We start from the raw sequence: 17745 nt of genomic DNA on the forward strand, positions 1-17745 counted from the left end.
GGTCGTGGCGGATTAATTCGCGGGGCTGGGCTTGGAGCCGTCGCGCTGCGCCAGTTGGCGCTTGCTTACGTCAGTGGACGCGGCGCGCTGACTTTGGTGCAGGCGCGACTTGCGCTTGCGTGCCCAGATAATGATGCCGGTGACGGAAAGCATGGTGACGACCACCCCCATCAGCGAGATCAGGATGCGCCCCGGCAAGCCGAGAATGCGGCCTGAATGCAGCGGGAACTGCGCCTGCATGAAGATATCGCCGGCACTGCCCGTGCCCGGTACGATGGCGCCCGCATATTCGCCAGTCTTGCCATCGAAATAGAGCCAGGGGTTGCCGAGCCCTCCATCGCCATGGTCATTGTCGGCTTCAAAGAATCCCACGCCATACACGCCAAATTGCGGCGACCAGAAAATGGCACCGGGAGGCGCTTCCCAGCCGCGCTTTCGTGCCTCGCTGGTGGCACGATCCAGCACGGCCTGACGCGAGATGACCGGCGTCAGCGGTTTATCCAGCGGGCTGGGGGTGATGGTATCAAACGGGCTGGCAGTCAGCGGCGATATGCGATTTACCAGCGGGCGCATGACTTCCGTATCCAGGTTCATCGAGATGGAGGTGACCGCCATGATCAGCAGCAAGCCCCAGACCCAGACGCCGCCCGAGCGGTGCAAATCAAAGTTGAGCGCATAGCCCCCCTTTTGCCAGCGAAACGCAAACGACTTGCGCCAGCTGGCGAGGTTGGGGAAGGAAATCCACAAGGCAATCAGGCTGTCTATGGTCCAGACGATGGCAACAATCCCCATGAACAGCACGCCCAGTTCAAGATTGAAACCATCGGGGATATGCAGGCTGTAATGCAGCTTGTACAAAAATGGCAGCAGGTTTTCCGGCGCCAGTGAAATCTCGCCCCACATGCGCTTGCCCTGCACCTCGCCGGTGTAGGGGTTCACCGCCATCTGGTTGAAGTCTGGCGTGTAGGGCTTGCCGGTGGCCGGGTTGAGCCGCGGCTGCACGAATAGCTGCAAGGCATGTCCGGCTTCTGTTGCCAGCGGCAGGTAGGTCACCTGTATGGACGGGTTGGCGGCCTCGATCTCGGCAGCCAATTGCAGGGATGGCTGCGGAATGCCATGCGCCGGGGCTTCTAACTCGAAAAGATGCGGATTCAGCGCCGCATCCAGTTCATGATCCCAGGAAATAACCGCGCCGGTAAGGCCGGCAATAAACAGAAAAATCGCGGTGGCAAGGCCAAACCAGCGATGTAGCAGGGCAAGTGGTTTACGCATGAAGCATCCGGCAGTAACAATATTCAGGGGATATTATACATATCAAATACAAATCATTCTCATTTTGTGCTGGGCCATGATATTGCATGAAAGCAGAGCTTGATCATGTGCTTGCGCGCTAGGACCTTATCCCGACTTTACGATTGAGCGGTTGTGGGATGCTGGCTTGTTTCATATAATGATAATTATTCTCAACTGTATGTATCGGTCATGTCCCTGATTCTTTGTCCCCGTCGTCGCGATGTGGCGGAAATGCTTTATACCCAGCATCACAGCTGGCTACAGGGCTGGCTGCGCAAAAAGCTGGGCTGCGCGCATGGGGCGGCGGACATTGCACAGGATACATTTTTGCGGCTGATGGCCTCACGTGATCTGCTGATGCTGCAGGAGCCGCGGGCTTTCCTGACGCGCACGGCAACCCGCTTGCTGATTGATGATGCGCGGCACAAGAAAATCGAAGCCCTGTATCTGGAAGAACTGGCGGCGCAGCTGGAACAAGCCCATGCGCCAGACCCGGCAAAAATACTGGAAGCGGTGCGCGCTCTGGCCTATCTCGTCTCGGTGCTGGAAACCCTGCCGCAGAAGCCGCGCGAGGCATTTCTGATGGCGCAGCTGGAAGAGCTGGGGCATGACGAAATCGCCCGTCGCCTGTCGGTGTCCACCCGCATGGTGCGCAAGTACCTGGTGCAGGCGTTGGTGCATTGTCACGATGCGCTGGAGCAGGTGCAAGCATGAGCGAAGCATTCGCATGAGCAACATCGCAGATCAGGGCGCAAAGCCAGCTGAAACGAGGTCTGCCGTGGTGCGTCAGGCAGCCGAGTGGCTGGTGCTGCTGGCCAGCCCGGAGGCCAGCGCGGCCGACGAGGCGGCGTTTAATGCCTGGGTGCAGGCAGATCCGGCCCATCTCAATGCCGTGGTTACCATGCGCGGCTTCGTCGGCAAGCTAAGTGCCATAGCGAGCGATACCTCGCAACGCGCTGTTCTCCAGCAGGCGTTGCACAAACCGGCGTCCGGTCGCGGCTGGCGTAACGCAGTCGCCGCGATGTTGCTGCTGGGCGCCATGCTGGGCAGCTGGCAGCTACTCAATCCATGGTCGGCCATGTTTGCCGATCTGAGTACCGAAACCGCCGAGTGGAAAAACGAAGTGCTGCCAGATCAATCGCACCTGGCTTTGGCCAGCGCCACGGCGGTGGATATCAACTTCAGTGCACATGAACGCAAGCTTGCGCTGCTCAAGGGCGAGATTCTGGTGGATGTTGCCCCTGATCCAGAGCGGCCATTTATCGTGCAAACCCCGCATGGCACCATGCGCGCCCTCGGCACGCGCTTTGTGGTGACGCTGACCGATAGCGGGACCACGCTGACCATGCTGCACTCCCGGGTCGAGGCCAAAACGGAGGCGCAAGACCAGACGCGCATAGTCAGTGCAGGCGAGCAGGTGCTGCTGTCGGCTGAACACATCAGCACTCCCGTGGCGATTGATACGGAAAGTGTCGCCGCTGCGTGGAGTGCCCATCAGCTGATGGTGCAGGACCAGCCTATGGACCAGGTGCTCGACAAGCTGTGGCGCTACCGTCGCGGCATTGTCATGTATCGCACGGCCGATATGGAAGCCATGCATGTATCGGCCCTGCTGCCACTGGACGATACAGACCGGGCGCTGCAATTGCTGGCGAGCAGCTTCCCGCTGCGCATCCGTCATTTGACGCCATGGCTGAGCTGGGTGGAGAAGGTGGAAAAGCCTCAGTCGGCAGCCAAGGTCAGCCAGGCCCCTGCGCAGAGTTCATCCAAATAACTGACAAAAAAACGGCAAGAAATGCAGCACATGCAGTTCCGCTTTTGCGGGTGACTACGTCATAGCTTGTGTAGACACCATCAAAAAAGGGAGCACATGAAGCAGTATCAGAAAAGTGGGAAAGGGCAGGCGCGCATGCCTGCAAAAGCGGCAGCGTGGACAAGATTAAAGCCCGCCTGTCTGGCGGTACATCTGGCCCTGGGTTCCATGCTGGCCATCTCGGCAAGCACCCAGGCAGCAGAAGTTGCGCAAAAGAGTTACCAGATTCCAGCGGGCAGTCTCGCCCAGGTATTGAACCGCTACGCGCAGCAGGCTGGCGTGCTGATTTCATATGATGCCGGGCTGGTGAAAAACCTGAATTCGCCCGGCCTGCAAGGGCAATACGACGTGGACGCAGGCTTTGCCCGTTTGCTGGATGGCAGTGGTCTGCAGGTAAAGCGCAATGCCGCAGGCTACGTGCTGGAAGTCGCGCCCAAAGCCGCTGCGCCAGACTCGGCGGCAGTGCGTGATCAGACCCTGCCTGAAGTCGCTGTGGTCGCAAACGAGGAAAGAATGGCCGTTACCGAAAACACCGGCTCGTACACTACGGGCGAGACCAGCACCGCCACCCGGCTCGGTTTGTCCCTGCGCGAAACGCCGCAGTCGGTGAGCGTGATTACGCGCCAGCAAATGGACGACCGCGCCTTGCTGGGCTTGTCAGATGTATTGCGCCAGACCACGGGCATCAGCGTCAACCAGAATGGCTCGGACGTCACCGATGGCGTGCAGTATTACTCGCGCGGCTTCGCGGTAGAAAACTACATGATAGACGGCATCCCGCTGTCGACCAGCGAAAGCTGGCAGTATCAGGTTTCCGACCTGGCATTTTATGACCGGGTTGAGGTGGTAAGGGGCGCGACTGGCCTCATGAGTGGCGTGGGCACGCCTTCCGCCGCCATCAATCTGGTGCGCAAGCGCCCGACCAAAGAGTTTCAGGCCTCGGTCACCGGCATGGCGGGCTCCTGGGATAACTTCCGTGGCGAAGCGGATGTTTCCGGATCGCTGAATGAAGATGGCAGTGTGCGTGGCCGCATGGTGGGCGTGCGCCAGAGCAGCAACTCCTTTATCGACCGCATGAGCTCCGACAAGGAAATGTTCTACGGTATTCTGGAAGTCGACCTCACTCCCAGCCTGCTGTTTACCGCTGGCATTGAATACCAGAAATACACCTCCACTAGCGCCAGCCGTGCAGGCCTGCCCTTGTTCTTCAGCGATGGCAGCCGCACCAACTGGTCGCGTTCGGCCAATTCGTCTGCGTCATGGGCGGATTTCAATCATGAGCAGCGCTCGTATTTTGCCTCGCTGGAAAAGCGTTTTGACAACGACTGGCTGGCCAAGGTCGTGGTCAACCAGCGTCGTAGCGATTACGACGCCCTGCTGGGCTATGCCATCTGGAAGACGCCGAATCGGGATGGTACCGGTTTGGGCATGTACAAGAGCAGCTGGCTGGCCAAGCCCAAGCAAAACAGTATCGATGCCTATGCCACCGGGCCGTTTAGCCTGTTCGGGCGCGAGCATGAGCTCGTGGTCGGCGTCACCGCCTCCAAAACCAGCTGGGGTAGAACAGCCAGTCATGGCTGGGCCCTCAGCGATATTGACAATATCTATACCTGGAATGGCGCTACGCCTGGCTACGACGATATCCCGGTGACTGGTTCCGGTGCGTTTGACAGCCACGAATCCGGTGCCTACACCACGGTGCGCCTCAAGCCCGTGGATGATCTTTCCATCATGATCGGCAGCCGTATCAGCAACTGGAGCACGCGCAACTTCTCCTGGGACCCGAGTGGTACGCAGAATGCCACCGATGCCCGCAGTGAAAGCGGCGTGGTAACGCCGTATGCCGGTGTGGTGTATGACCTCAACCGCACCTGGTCTGTGTATGCGAGCTATACCGATATTTTCAAGCCTCAAACCAATCGCGGTTCTGACGGTACATTTCTGGATCCTCTGACCGGCAGCAGCAAGGAAGCGGGCGTCAAAAGCGAATTCTTCAATCGCAGGCTCAATTTCAGCGCTGCCGTGTTTGAAATTCAACAGGACAATCTGGCGCAGCTGATTCCCGGTGTCACGATTGACGGCAACTCAGTGTATCGCGCTGTATCCGGGACCAAGAGCCGCGGCTTTGAAGCCGAAGTCAGTGGCGAACTTCGCCCGGGTTGGCAAGTGGTGGCCGGTCTTTCGCATAGCCGCGCCAAGGATAAGGACGGCGAGCTGCTGAATACCTATGTTCCGCAGAACACCATCAAGCTGTTCACGACCTATCGCATGAGCGGTGTGCTGAACAAGCTGACGGTGGGCGGCGGCACCAACTGGCAGAGCAAGACCTACACCGATGGGCTGGGCCCGAATGGCGACCAGCGCTTCACGCAGGATGCCTATGCCGTGGTCGACCTAATGGCGCGCTATCAGGTGGATAGCCATCTGTCGGCTGCGCTCAATATCAACAACGTATTCGACAAGTCGTATTACAGCACGACCAGCTCGAGCTATTTCGGTACGCCGCGCAATGCCATGCTGACACTCAAGTATCAGTTCTGACGCGCGTCGATTTGTGGTTTAACCCGTGACCGGTACCTGGTTGTTTTCAGGTGCCGGCCTGTTTTTTTGTAAAGGATGCATGGATGCAGGTGTATGACGAAGGCAATGAGATGAGCGACGTCGGGCTGGCGCCGCGCAAACCCGCGCAGGCGCAGCGTAAATCAGGCTCCGACACATCCGCAACCAGCATGCGCTGGGCGGTGTTTTCCCGGGTGATGGCGGCGATTATCGGCGCCTATGTGCTGACGCTGCTGAGCATCGCCGTGCTGGCACTGGTATTGCCGATGTCGCGCGCGGAGTCGGTGTTGCTGTCCATGCTGTTGTCCTTTTTGATTTATGCCTGTGCCGTCCTTTGGGTGTTTGCCACGCGCAGTGCATGGCGCGCATGGTGTGGCATGTTGCTGCCTTCGCTGCTGATGGCAGCGGGGCTGGGTGTGTGGTGGAGTGTGAGATGAAAGACGCGTTTAGAGCTTCCATGGCGTGGGTGCACACCTGGGCTGGCTTGCTGGTGTGCTGGGTGTTGCTGCTGATCTTTGCCGCAGGCACGGCCAGTTATTATCGCAACGAGATTACCTTGTGGATGCAGCCCGAACTGCATGCCATTGCCCCCAGTCAGGATAGCCAGGCCCACATGGCCGAGCGGGCGGTGATCGCCCTGCAACAGCGTGCGCCCGATGCCAAGCAATGGTTTATCGGCTTTCCCAGTGAGCGCAGCCAGGGTCTGCAGATTTTCTGGGAAGACAAGCTGCCGCCGGGGGTAGAGCCCACGCGTGAACGTTTTCACGATGTGATGCTGAACCCCGATACCGGCTTGCCGCTGGAGGTGCGGGAAACCAAGGGCGGCAATTTCTTCTACCGGCTGCATTTTGATCTGCATTACCTGCCGGTGACGCTGGCGCGCTGGATCGTCGGTTTTTGCGCCATGTTCATGCTGGTGGCGCTGATCACGGGCGTGATTATCCATCGCCGCATTTTCAAGGATTTTTTCACCTTCAGGCCCGGCAAGGGGCAGCGCTCGTGGCTGGATGCCCACAACATCACCGGTGTGCTGGCCTTGCCCTATCACCTGATGATTACCTATACCGGCCTCATGCTGCTGATGTACCTCTATATGCCCACGCCGATTGTGGTTGCCTACCAGGGCAACAACCAGGCATTTTTCGGCGAACTGTTCCGCGAGGAACCGGCGCCTGAGCCCAGTGGCCGAGCAGCAAAACTGACGTCCATCGGTAATCTTGTCGCACAGGCACAGCATATCTGGCGAGGCAGCGAGGGCGATGGCAGCCATGCAAAAGTCGACCACATGCATATCAATAATCCCAACGATGCTGCCGCCAGCGTCAGCCTGGATAAAGCCGGGGATGGCGGTCTGATCGAGAGCGGCATGTCGCTCACCTTTGATGGTGTCAGCGGCAAGCTGCTGCATGAGGTGGATGCAGAGCAGCGCGCCGTGGTGCAGACCGCCACCGCCATGCGCAGCCTGCACGAGGCGAATTTTGCCCAGCCCTTGCTGCGTGCCCTGTTTTTTATCAGCGGTTTGGGTGGCTGCCTGATGATTGCCACGGGGGCAGTGCTGTGGGCCGTGAAAAAGCGCCAGGCGCAAGCCAGGCGCTTGGCCAGTGGCCTGCCGCCAACCTGGGGATTGCGGCTGGTTGAGGGGTTGAATCTGGGCGTGATTGCGGGTCTGCCTATCGCCTTTGCCACGTTTTTCTGGGCGAACCGCATATTGCCGGTAGGGCTCGCGGACCGCGACGAATGGGAGATTCACTGTGTGTTTATCGCCTGGGCCGCCGTGCTGCTGCTGGCGCAGTGGCGACCGGGGCGGCATATGTGGCAGCTGATGCTCTGGCTGGGCGGCCTGATGTGGCTGGCGCTACCGGTGCTGAATGCCATGCTGACGCCGCAATCGGCCTTGTTGACCACCTTGCGGCAAGGTCCAGCGGCCGTGGCCGGCTTGGATATCACCGCCATGCTGCTGGGCGCGGCTATCTGTTTTGCCGCCTGGCGTACCGGCAAGGTGCGCAGCCAGTTAAGCAATCCTCGGCGCTCTGCGCGGCCTGAACACAGACCCGAACTGGCCGAAACGGAGGTGGCATGATGAAAGGCTCATGGCTTTATCTGGCAGTGTTTGCACTGGCGTATCTGGGGCTGGCAAGCCTGGCCTATGGCATGGAGCGTCACCACAAGCAGCTCACCCGCGCACACGGTTCTTCCGTGCTGGCGGCGCTGAAGCGCCTTACTCCAGTAGCGGCGTGGGGCTGGCTGATTGCCGCCTTGCATCTGGCGATCAGCCTCGAAGGCGCCGGCCCCGGCAGTGTGCTGTGGCTGGGTAATCTCACGGCAGCGGCCATGATGCTGGCCTTGCTGCTGACCTATGCTCCGGGGCTAGCGCGCAGACTTGCCATGGTCAGCCTGCCGCTGATCGTGCTCGGCATGCTAGTGGCTTACTGGGCATAGATATGCACGTACCAAGTCTGGCAGCTTGTTTCAGGCTTGTTTTGGAAATTTCACACGGAAGGTAATTCATCTTGATGCATTCAACACACTCGCGTTTTGCTATTGCCCGCCTGGGCGCTTTGCTGTTGTCGACCCTGCTGTTCAGTCTGTCGGCGCATGCCGATTATGTCTGGCTGGAGCGCGATGGCGCCACGGCCCATGCCTATCTGGGCGAGCTGCAGCCGGATCGTCCTGCGGCCAGCGCTGAGTTGCTGGGCGATGCCCGCGCCTTTATGGCGGATGGCAAATCGCTGGCGACCACCATGAGTGACAGCCATTACAGCATTGCCAACCTGCGCGAAGGTGGTGATTTGCGCTTTACTGCCAAGCGCCAGTCATCCAATGGCGGCCTGCTGTTTTACCAGGCCAAAGCCGGGCGTGAGGACACCAAGCCGGTGAATGATCTGGAACTGGTGCCGGACCAGGCGGGCGGCAATACCTTCCGCCTGTATTGGAAAAGCCGGCAGGTACCTGCCGATCAGGTCAACGTCTACACTTCCGAAGGCTGGACGCGCAGCTTCAAGGCCGCCGCCGATGGCAGCGTGACCATAAGCACGCCATTCCCCGGCCGCTATGTGCTGGAAGTGACGGCCAAGGTCAATGGCACGGTGGAACTGGAAGGCAAAAAATACGATGACGTGCGCCATGTGGCGACCGTGAGTTTTGTCGTCGCAAAATAAACGCGTAAACGCAGTACCCATTTCGCTTGCTCATCCGTCATAGAAAGTAAGAGCCGAAAAAATCGGCAAAAAGGTGGATGAGATGAAGAAGCAAACATATGGATGGGGACTGATGGTCCTGGTGATAGTGCTGACCGGCGCCTTGGTCTGGACCATGCGCGACACGGTGGAGCGCGATACGCAGGCTGTGAGCAAGGGGGACATCGAGATCAATGTCAGCGCACTGGGCACCCTGCAGCCGCGCAGTTATGTGGATGTTGGCGCGCAGGTGTCGGGGCAGATACGGCGCATACACGTGGCCCCCGGCAGCCATGTGGAAAAAGGCGAGCTGCTGATCGAGATAGATCCCAGCATTCAGCAGGCGGTGGTGGATAGCGATCGTGCTACGCTGGCCGCCCTCAAGGCGCAACTGATGGAAAGCCAGGCGCAAAGCGAGCTGGCCGGGCAGCAGCATCGCCGTCAGCAGCAGCTGGCAAAAGACGATGCCACGCGTGAAGAAGATGTACAGACCGCCCTTGCCAGCTGGCGTGCTGCTGAAGCCCGGGTAGACAATCTGCGTGCGCAGATTGATGGCGCCCAGTCTACGCTAAAGGGCCATGAAGCCCAGCTGGGCTACACCCGCATTTATGCGCCTATGGCCGGTACCGTGGTATCGCTGGAGGCGCGTGAAGGGCAAACCCTGAATGCCACTTACCAGACCCCCATGATCCTGCGCATTGCCGACCTCAGCAGCATGACGGTCTGGGCAGAAGTCTCCGAAGTGGATGTCACGCGCGTCAAACCCGGCATGCCGGTGTATTTCACCCGCCTGGGTACCGAGCAGCGCCGTTGGCAGGGCAAGGTGCGGCAAGTGCTGCCAGCGCCACCCACTGCCGCCGGGCAAGGGCAGAGCAGTGAAACCAAACCCGCCGCCTCCTCCGTGGGTAAAGTGGTGACTTACACCGTACTGTTTGATGTGACGAATGCCGATGGTGACCTGATGCCGCAAATGACGGCGCAGGTATTTTTTGTGGTGTCGCAGGCGCTGGATGTGGTGATGGTGCCCATGCAGGCCCTGCATATCAAGACGCCCGGCGTGTATGAAGCGCGGGTGCTGAACAAGGCGGGCAAGATTGAGGTGCGTGAGGTGCGCATTGGCCTGCAGGACCGCATTCATGGCGAAGTCTTGCAAGGCTTGCAGCCCAGCGATCAGGTGGTGACAAGTGAACGCAATATCAGCCACTGGGCCGAGAGGTTTCAGTGGTGAGTGAAGCCATCCCGCTGATCGAGCTGCGCGCCATCCGCAAATGCTATGGCGGCGGCGATACGCCCGAAGTTGAGGTGTTGCGCGGTATCTCGCTCAGCATCCATGCAGGCGAATTCGTGGCCATCGTCGGCGCTTCGGGTTCCGGCAAATCCACGTTGATGAATCTGCTGGGTTGCCTGGACCGGCCGACCAGCGGTGAATACCTGTTCGCCGGGCTAGATGTTGCCGGGCTGGGAGCCGATGCCCTGGCCTGGTTGCGCCGCGAAGCCTTTGGTTTTGTGTTTCAAGGCTATCACCTGATCCCCACCGAATCCGCCCGCGAAAATGTGGAAATGCCCGCCATTTATGCCGGCTTGCCCGATGCCGAGCGCGCAGCGCGTGCCATCAGCCTGCTGCAACGGCTGGGCTTGGGCGACCGCCTTGACCACAGGCCCAGCCAGCTTTCTGGCGGTCAGCAGCAGCGGGTGTCGATTGCGCGGGCGCTGATGAATGGCGGCCGCATCATTCTGGCGGATGAGCCCACCGGTGCGCTGGATAGCCGCAGCGGCGAAGAAGTCATGGCTTTGCTCAATGCACTGGCCGATGCCGGACATACCATTCTGCTGATTACGCATGATCGTGAAGTCGCCGCGCAGGCCAGACGCATCATCGAAGTGCGCGATGGGCAGGTGGTGGCGGATTCCCAAGCTTCTGGCCGTGACGAGAACTCCGTATCGCCTTCCATTGTGAATGCCACCCCCGCTGCAGCTTCCTTGCTGGGCTCACCCCAGCAACTGGTCGCCGCCATGCAGCAAGGCAGCACCGCCTCCCCGGTATTCTGGAGCGATCTGCGCGAGGCCTGCCGCGCCGCCTGGCGCGTGATGACCATCAACCGCTTTCGCACGGCGCTCACCTTGCTCGGCATTGTGATTGGCGTGGCGGCGGTGATCGTCATGCTGGCGGTGGGCAATGGCGCCAAGCGCAACATCCTGTCGCAGATTTCCATGTTCGGCTCCAAGAATCTTTACCTGGAGCCGCAAGGCGAAAGCGCGCTGCAAAACGGCGGGCGCATCTCGCTGGATGACGTCGCTGCTGTGCGCGAGATTCCCAATGTGCTGGCCGCCATGCCGTATCTCGAAGGCTTTTATACTGCGCGCTATGACAACCGGGATTTCCGTACCGAAATTGGCGGCGTCACGGTGGAGTTTCCACTGACCATCAACTGGAACGTGGCGCGTGGCAGCTTTTTTAACACCACCGATGAAAACAGCATGGCAAAAGTCGTGCTGCTGGGCACCAGTGTAAAAAAAGCCTTGTTCCCGGATGAGGTGGACCCGCTCGGCAAATATGTGCTGCTGAACAATATTCCGTTTCAGGTGATCGGCCTGTTGGCAGAAAAAGGCGCGGGCCGCGGGCAGCAGGACGAAGACAATCGCGTGGTGATTCCATATTCCACCGCCAGCAGCCAGATTTTCGGCAGCCCTTACCCCAACTGGGTCGCCATTACGCTGGATGATCCGGCGCTGATGCATGAAACCGAGCAGGCGGTGGATCAGCTCATGATGGCGCGGCACCATATCAAGGATTATCGCCTGTTCAATGCCGCCTCGTTCATCAAGGGCCAGGCCAAAGCCAGCGATACCATGTCCTTGCTGCTGGGGCTGATTGCGGTGGTTTCGTTGCTGGTGGGCGGCATAGGCATCATGAACATCATGCTGATGACGGTGCGTGAGCGCACGCGTGAAATCGGCATCCGCATGGCTACCGGCGCCCGTCAGCGCGACATCATGCGACAGTTTCTCACCGAGGCCATGCTGGTCTCGCTGGTGGGCGGTGCGGTGGGCGTGCTGCTGGGCCTGTTGATCGGGGCGGTGCTGGTGGTGGCTGGCGTGCCTATCATATTTTCAATAAGTGCCATTCTGGGGGCCTTTGGCTCTGCCATGCTGGCGGGCCTGATTTTTGGCTACACGCCTGCCAAAAAGGCGGCGCAGCTGGACCCGGTAGTGGCATTGGCGAGCGAATGATGCAATTTTCTGATCTGGATGTACCTATGAATGCGGTTGGTGCGGGGGCAGCTCGCCTGGCTGGCGTATCAAATCTGTTGGCGATCTCAAAGCGCTGGCGCTTGCTTGGCGGCATGATGGGCATTGTGGCCGCCAGTTTGAGTGCATGTTCTAGCACGCCGCTGCAACCCTTGCCTGGCACATCGGTGCCTGATCGCTGGCAATACGCGACGGGGAGTGTGGCTGCCGATGCCGTCTCGCAGCAATGGTGGCAAAGTTTTGGCAGTGATGAGCTGGACCAGCTGCTGACCCGTGCCCAGCGCGACAGCTTTGATGTGCAAGCGGCTGCCGCACGCGTGGAGCAGGCCGTGGCGCAGGCGCGGATTGCCGGTGCGCCTTTGTTGCCTGAGCTTAACCTTGGCGTCAACGCCAGTCGGCAGGATTATCTGGATAGTCATCGTAACGCGGATGGTTCCAGCCACACCGTGGCGTTGGCCGCGAGTTATGAAGTGGATTTCTGGGGCCGCAACCGGGCACTGCGCGACCGTGCGCGCTATCAGCTGCAATCCAGCCATCATGATCTCGACACCGTGCAGCTGACACTGACCAGTGGCGTGGCACGTCTTTACCTGCAAGTGCTGGGCCTGGCCGAGCGCCTGTCGATTGCCGAACTGAATGTGGCGAATGCCAGCCGGGTGCTGGAAGTGGTGGAAGCGCGTTATCGCGCCGGGGCGGCAACTGCGCTGGAGGTGGCCCAGCAGCGTGGCTTGCTCGCCAGCCAGCAGCGCACGATGGAAACCCTGCGCCAGCAGCTGGCGGATGGCAAAACCGCGCTGGCGGTGCTGATCGGGCTACCACCGGCGGAGCTGGTGATAAGTGGGCAGGGCTTGCAGGGCGTGCAAACGCCGCAGATTACGCCTGGCCTGCCCGCGCAACTGCTGGTACGGCGGCCGGATATTGCCCGCGCCGAAGCAGCATTGGCGGCGGCCGATGCCAACACCATTGCCGCCCGCGCCGCCATGTTGCCGCGTGTGCAGCTCACCGGCAGCCTGGGGCTGGGCGGCGAGCAATGGAGTGACATGCTGGCGCATCCAATCTACAGCGTGGCCGCTGCGCTGACTGCGCCGGTATTCAACGCCGGTCGGCTGGCGGCTGGCCGTGATCTGGCGCTGGCGCAGCGCACCGAGCTGTTGCAAAACTACCGTGCAGCGATTGTGGCGGCGTTTGGCGATGTGGAAACCGCGCTCAATGCCGTGCAGGCGATTGAGCAACAACGGCGTTGGCAGGGCGAAGAGCTGGCGCAGGCCGAGCGCGCCTTTCGTCTGGCGGAAACTCGCTACCGCGCTGGCGCCGATACCCTGCTGACCATGCTGGATGCCCAGCGCACCTGGTATAGCGCGCAGGATCAAGCCGTGCAGCTCACGCTGGCCAACTTGCAAGGGCGAGTTGCCTTGTTCAAGGCCCTGGGCGGCGGCTGGCAGCTCACTCCTGCATCCGCCTCGTGATCCAGCTATTGAATAAGGGCAGTATTCACGGCAAAGCCTTGGGATGACGGGCTGCCTGTGTCACAATTCCATCTGAAACAATTACCCTGCCTGTGTGGCAGATGATGGAGATGATGATGGTGGACGCATTGACGGATGCGGCGATCCAGCAGCTCAATCTGGGCTACAACGCCGAGGAAGACCGACTGCTGCTGAAGATAGGTTTGGCGGACGATGTGGAGGTGCCAGTATGGCTGACCCGGCGTATCGTGCGCTCCTTGTGGAAACTGCTGCATCGCGATGCAGCGCCAGCGCCCACGGCTCCTGAGCTGGCCGCTACCCCGATTTACCCCACCGCCGCGGCGCAGGTCATGCAGGCCTTTGCCGAAGAAATGCGCGAGCTCACGCTGGCGCAGCAAGTCAGCGAAAGCCTGGACATGACCGGCGCCTATGAAGAGCGCAGCCAGCAGCTGGGCGACGAACCCTTGCTGGTCAGCGTATGCCGCATGATTACCGAGCAGCCGGATAAACCGACGCTGGAGCTGGCGGCGGCCGATGGTCAGACCCTGCATTTTTCCCTGAGCCCCGAACTTGGCATGGCATTGGGCAGCATGCTGCAACTCGCCACCCGCGAAGCACAGTGGGATCTGGGCTTTGCCGATGGCCCGCTGCTGATCGATCAGCATGTGGTGCCCGCTGTTCTGCATTAATGAAGGCCACCTGCATTTTCAATGACTGAAGCGAGCCGTAATCAACAGCTGCTGGCGCGCAGCCTGCATGCCGTATGGCATCCCTGCACCCAGATGAAACATCACGAACACCTGCCGCTGGTACCCATACAGCGCGGTGAAGGCGTATGGCTGTATGACATGGATGGCAAAGCCTATCTTGATGCTGTCAGTTCGTGGTGGGTCAATCTGTTCGGCCATAATCATCCCCGCATCAAGGCCGCCATCAGCCAGCAAATGGATCAGCTGGAGCATGTGATCCTGGCGGGCTTTACCCACGAGCCCGTGGTGCAATTATCCGAGCGGCTGGCAGCGCTTACCGGGCTGGGGCATTGTTTTTATGCTTCGGATGGCGCCTCGGCGACCGAAATTGCGCTCAAGATGAGCTTTCATTACTGGCGCAACCTCGGGCTTGCGCAAGGCAAGCCCAGCGCTAAAACCGGCTTTATCAGCCTGCAAAACAGTTATCACGGCGAAACCCTGGGCGCACTATCGGTGACCGATGTGGCTATTTTCAAGGATACCTACGCGCCCCTCCTGCGGCAGAGCATCCAGATTCCCAGCCCGGACTGGCGGCTGGCAGAAGCAGGCGAGAGCGCCGAAGCCTATGCCCTGCGCTGCGCCCAGGCGCTGGAAACCCATCTGCAACAGCACCATGCCACCACCGCTGCCGTGATCGTGGAGCCGCTGGTGCAATGCGCTGCCGGCATGGGCATGTACCACGAGGCTTATCTGCAACGCTTGCGCGCCTTGTGCGATCAGTACGAAGTGCATCTGATTGCCGATGAAATTGCCGTGGGCTTTGGCCGCACCGGGACGCTGTTTGCCTGCGAGCAGGCTGGCATACGGCCCGACTTCCTGTGCCTTTCCAAGGGCATCACCGGTGGCTATCTACCTTTGTCGGTATGCCTGACGACCGATGCCATATACCAGGCGTTTTATGATGACAGCACCGCGCGTGGCTTTTTGCATTCGCACAGTTATACCGGCAATGCGCTGGCCTGCAGTGCGGCCCTGGCCACGCTGGATATTTTTGCCGAGGAAGACGTCATTGCGCGCAACCGCGACAAAGCTGCAGCGATGAATGTGCAATTGCAGGCCTTGCAGGATCTGCCCATCCATCATCTGCGCCAACGCGGCATGATCTGGGCATTTGATGTTGAATCGGCGCGCTCCGATTTCTCGCGCCAGTTTTACCTTGAAGCCTTGCAGCATGGGCTTATCCTGCGGCCCATCGGCAATACGGTGTACTTCATGCCGCCGTATTGCATTACGCCGGATGAAATGTCCACCCTCGTCGACCACACCGCGCAGATACTGCGCAAGCTAGGTTAGCCGTGTTGCGCCGCCTGCTGCTTTGTTGCTTGCTGGGTCTGGCCGTGCCTGCACACGCCGTATTGCCTCTGCCCGTGAGCCAGGCCTTGCAACAGGCCGGGCTGGCAGATGATGATGTGGCGGTGTATGCCCAGCGGCTGGACCTTCCCCTGCCGGTGATTATTGCGCACCGGGCTGATGCCGCGCTTAACCCGGCATCCACCATGAAGTTGCTCACGACCTATGCCGCGCTCGATATGCTGGGCCCGGCCTACCGCTGGCGTACCGAGATTTATCGGGATGGTCCGCTGGTCGATGGCGTGCTGCAGGGCAATCTGATTCTGCGTGGCGAGGGCGACCCGGCGCTGATGGCGGAAGATTTCTGGCGTTTGCTGGGCCGTTTGCGGCAGCTGGGAGTGCGCGACATTACCGGCGATCTGATCATCGATAACAGCTATTTTGCGCCGCAAGCACAGGATGCCGCGGCGTTTGATGGCGATGGCTACCGCGCTTACAACGTCACCGCCTCGGCGCTGGTTATCAATCTGCAAGCCAGCAGCCTGCGGCTGGCAGTATCCGCCGATAGTCCCGCCAGAGTAGAAGTCAGCGCCGAGCCTGCATTGCCGGGCGTGGTGGTGCAAAACCGCCTGCAGGTCACGAGCGATAGTTGCGGTGACTGGCGCAGCCGCCTGCAATACAAGGTGCAACCTAAAGTGGAGCCGCAGGCGGCAAACGATCCTGTGCGTGGTGTGAGCATCGCATTGAGCGGGACGTTTTCGGCAGATTGCGGTGAAAAGTATCTAGAACTCAGCGTGCTGGATGGCCCGCAATATACCTATCAGCTGTTCCAGAGCCTGTGGCAATCGCTCGGTGGCTCCTTGCATGGCGAGGTGCGTTTGCAGGCCTTGCCGCCACAAGCGGTGAAACTGACGGACCAGCTATCGCCGCTGCCACTGGCGGATGTGCTGCGGCGCCTGAACAAATACAGCAACAACCTGATGGCGCGGCAACTGCTGCTGACCGTTGCCGCCCAACAGGGCTCCCTGCCCGCCACGGAAGAGGCCGGGGCGAATGCTGTGCGGCAATGGCTGGCTAAAAAAGGCTACCGCTTCCCCGAGCTGATGATAGAAAACGGCGCCGGGCTGTCGCGTGTTGAGCGCATCAGTCCGCGCCATCTGGGGAATATTCTGGCCGATGCCTATGCCGGCCCATGGATGCCGGAACTGATGTCATCGTTGCCCGTGCTGGGCGTGGATGGCACGCTGCTCAAGCGCATGCAAGGCCAGCCGGTGCAAGGGCGGGCGCATCTCAAAACCGGCTCGCTGAATGGTGTGAGCACGCTGGCGGGTTATGTGCTGGACCAGCACGGCCAGCGCTGGCTGCTGGTATTCATGGCGAATCACCCACGCGCCGCGGCTACAAGAGCGGCGCAGGATGCCCTGATTAACTGGATTTACCGGCATGATGAGTAAGGCTGTTTTACCCTGCTTTACGTTACCTTTGCCGCTAGCGGGTGCACGGCTACGGAACCGATGCTGAATTCGGGTATCATAATCCCCTCGGAAACAGGCGGGTATGCAGCCGCAATGTCGCCTGCTTCTGCAGCACTTCAGCCAGAAACTCGCCTATCACCGGGTTTTGTAACATTAGCCTCTAAATTTTGGAGTACGCAATGAAACATGTAAGTCTTTTTGCCAGCGCATTGTTGCTGGCGATGTTTGCGACCAGCGGATGCAGTGCTGACAATAACGGAACATCTTCAACACAGGAAAAACCCGCCATGAGCAAAACCATTACCGAACTGGTCAAGATCGACCAGGTAGTCGGCACCGGCCGTGAAGCCGAACCCGGCCTCAACGTCACCGTGCATTACACCGGCTGGCTGTATGACCCCAGCAAGCCTGAAGGCCATGGCGCCAAATTTGATAGCTCGGTCGATCGTCGTGATCCTTTCATTTTCTACCTCGGCGGCGCGCAAGTGATCCGTGGTTGGGATGAAGGCGTGGTCGGCATGAAAGTCGGCGGCAAGCGCACGCTGATCATCCCTTCACACATGGCTTATGGTGAGCGTGGTGCGGGTGGCGTGATCCCTCCTTACGCGACCCTGGTGTTTGATGTCGAACTGCTGAACGTCAAGTAATCCTTCCGGGCCGGCCATGGGTCGGCCC

The 17745-nt window shown here is 60.0% G+C and carries 15 protein-coding genes; 14 read left to right on the forward strand and 1 reads right to left on the reverse strand.

Features of this window, described 5'->3' with window-relative positions; all coding sequences use genetic code 11:
* Window positions 1-12: 12 nt before the first annotated feature.
* Window positions 13-1272 carry a PepSY-associated TM helix domain-containing protein gene (locus FNL37_RS12745; protein WP_159356395.1) on the reverse strand — a complete coding sequence of 420 codons (1260 nt, stop codon included), beginning with the start codon at window positions 1270-1272 and terminating at the stop codon, window positions 13-15.
* Window positions 1273-1482: 210 nt separating this feature from the next.
* Between FNL37_RS12745 and FNL37_RS12750 the strand changes: the two genes are divergently transcribed.
* The 14 genes from FNL37_RS12750 (at window position 1483) to FNL37_RS12815 (ending at window position 17717) form a co-directional block, all read left to right on the forward strand.
* On the forward strand, window positions 1483-2007 hold the full coding sequence (locus FNL37_RS12750; protein ID WP_159356396.1) for a sigma-70 family RNA polymerase sigma factor: 525 nt from the start codon (window positions 1483-1485) through the stop codon (window positions 2005-2007).
* A gap of 13 nt (window positions 2008-2020) precedes the next feature.
* On the forward strand, window positions 2021-3067 hold the full coding sequence (locus FNL37_RS12755) for a FecR family protein (RefSeq protein WP_159356397.1): 1047 nt from the start codon (window positions 2021-2023) through the stop codon (window positions 3065-3067).
* 135 nt (window positions 3068-3202) lie between these two features.
* Window positions 3203-5647, forward strand: coding sequence for a TonB-dependent siderophore receptor (locus tag FNL37_RS12760; RefSeq protein ID WP_244948297.1), 2445 nt, complete (start codon window positions 3203-3205; stop codon window positions 5645-5647).
* A gap of 83 nt (window positions 5648-5730) precedes the next feature.
* Entirely contained in the window at window positions 5731-6102 is a 372-nt protein-coding gene (locus tag FNL37_RS12765) for a DUF3649 domain-containing protein (protein ID WP_159356399.1), read from the forward strand.
* Complete coding sequence (locus tag FNL37_RS12770; protein ID WP_159356400.1) at window positions 6099-7745, forward strand: PepSY-associated TM helix domain-containing protein; 1647 nt, start codon at window positions 6099-6101, stop codon at window positions 7743-7745. The genes FNL37_RS12765 and FNL37_RS12770 overlap by 4 nt, the downstream gene beginning before the upstream one ends.
* Window positions 7742-8104, forward strand: a complete 363-nt coding sequence (locus tag FNL37_RS12775) for a DUF3325 domain-containing protein (protein WP_159356401.1) — start codon at window positions 7742-7744, stop codon at window positions 8102-8104. Before FNL37_RS12770 ends, FNL37_RS12775 begins: the two co-directional genes overlap by 4 nt.
* A 74-nt stretch (window positions 8105-8178) precedes the next feature.
* The gene (locus FNL37_RS12780; protein ID WP_159356402.1) at window positions 8179-8823 is read left to right on the forward strand and encodes a hypothetical protein; all 645 of its coding nucleotides are present in this window, start codon (window positions 8179-8181) and stop codon (window positions 8821-8823) included.
* Between the two features lie 82 nt (window positions 8824-8905).
* Complete coding sequence (locus tag FNL37_RS12785; protein WP_159356403.1) at window positions 8906-10069, forward strand: efflux RND transporter periplasmic adaptor subunit; 1164 nt, start codon at window positions 8906-8908, stop codon at window positions 10067-10069.
* Window positions 10066-12072, forward strand: coding sequence for a MacB family efflux pump subunit (locus FNL37_RS12790; protein WP_159356404.1), 2007 nt, complete (start codon window positions 10066-10068; stop codon window positions 12070-12072). The genes FNL37_RS12785 and FNL37_RS12790 overlap by 4 nt, the downstream gene beginning before the upstream one ends.
* The gene (locus FNL37_RS12795) at window positions 12069-13556 is read left to right on the forward strand and encodes an efflux transporter outer membrane subunit (protein WP_159356405.1); all 1488 of its coding nucleotides are present in this window, start codon (window positions 12069-12071) and stop codon (window positions 13554-13556) included. The genes FNL37_RS12790 and FNL37_RS12795 overlap by 4 nt, the downstream gene beginning before the upstream one ends.
* Window positions 13557-13657: 101 nt before the next feature.
* On the forward strand, window positions 13658-14245 hold the full coding sequence (locus tag FNL37_RS12800; RefSeq protein ID WP_244948298.1) for a hypothetical protein: 588 nt from the start codon (window positions 13658-13660) through the stop codon (window positions 14243-14245).
* 21 nt (window positions 14246-14266) lie between these two features.
* Window positions 14267-15598: an adenosylmethionine--8-amino-7-oxononanoate transaminase gene (locus tag FNL37_RS12805; protein WP_159356406.1), complete on the forward strand. Its 1332-nt coding sequence runs from the start codon at window positions 14267-14269 to the stop codon at window positions 15596-15598.
* 2 nt (window positions 15599-15600) lie between these two features.
* Complete coding sequence (gene dacB / locus FNL37_RS12810) at window positions 15601-17049, forward strand: D-alanyl-D-alanine carboxypeptidase/D-alanyl-D-alanine endopeptidase (protein ID WP_159356407.1); 1449 nt, start codon at window positions 15601-15603, stop codon at window positions 17047-17049.
* A gap of 200 nt (window positions 17050-17249) precedes the next feature.
* Window positions 17250-17717, forward strand: a complete 468-nt coding sequence (locus tag FNL37_RS12815) for an FKBP-type peptidyl-prolyl cis-trans isomerase (RefSeq protein WP_015829351.1) — start codon at window positions 17250-17252, stop codon at window positions 17715-17717.
* Window positions 17718-17745 lie beyond the last annotated feature (28 nt).

It is taken from the genome of Methylovorus glucosotrophus, from assembly GCF_009858335.1.
GTDB lineage: Bacteria > Pseudomonadota > Gammaproteobacteria > Burkholderiales > Methylophilaceae > Methylovorus > Methylovorus glucosotrophus.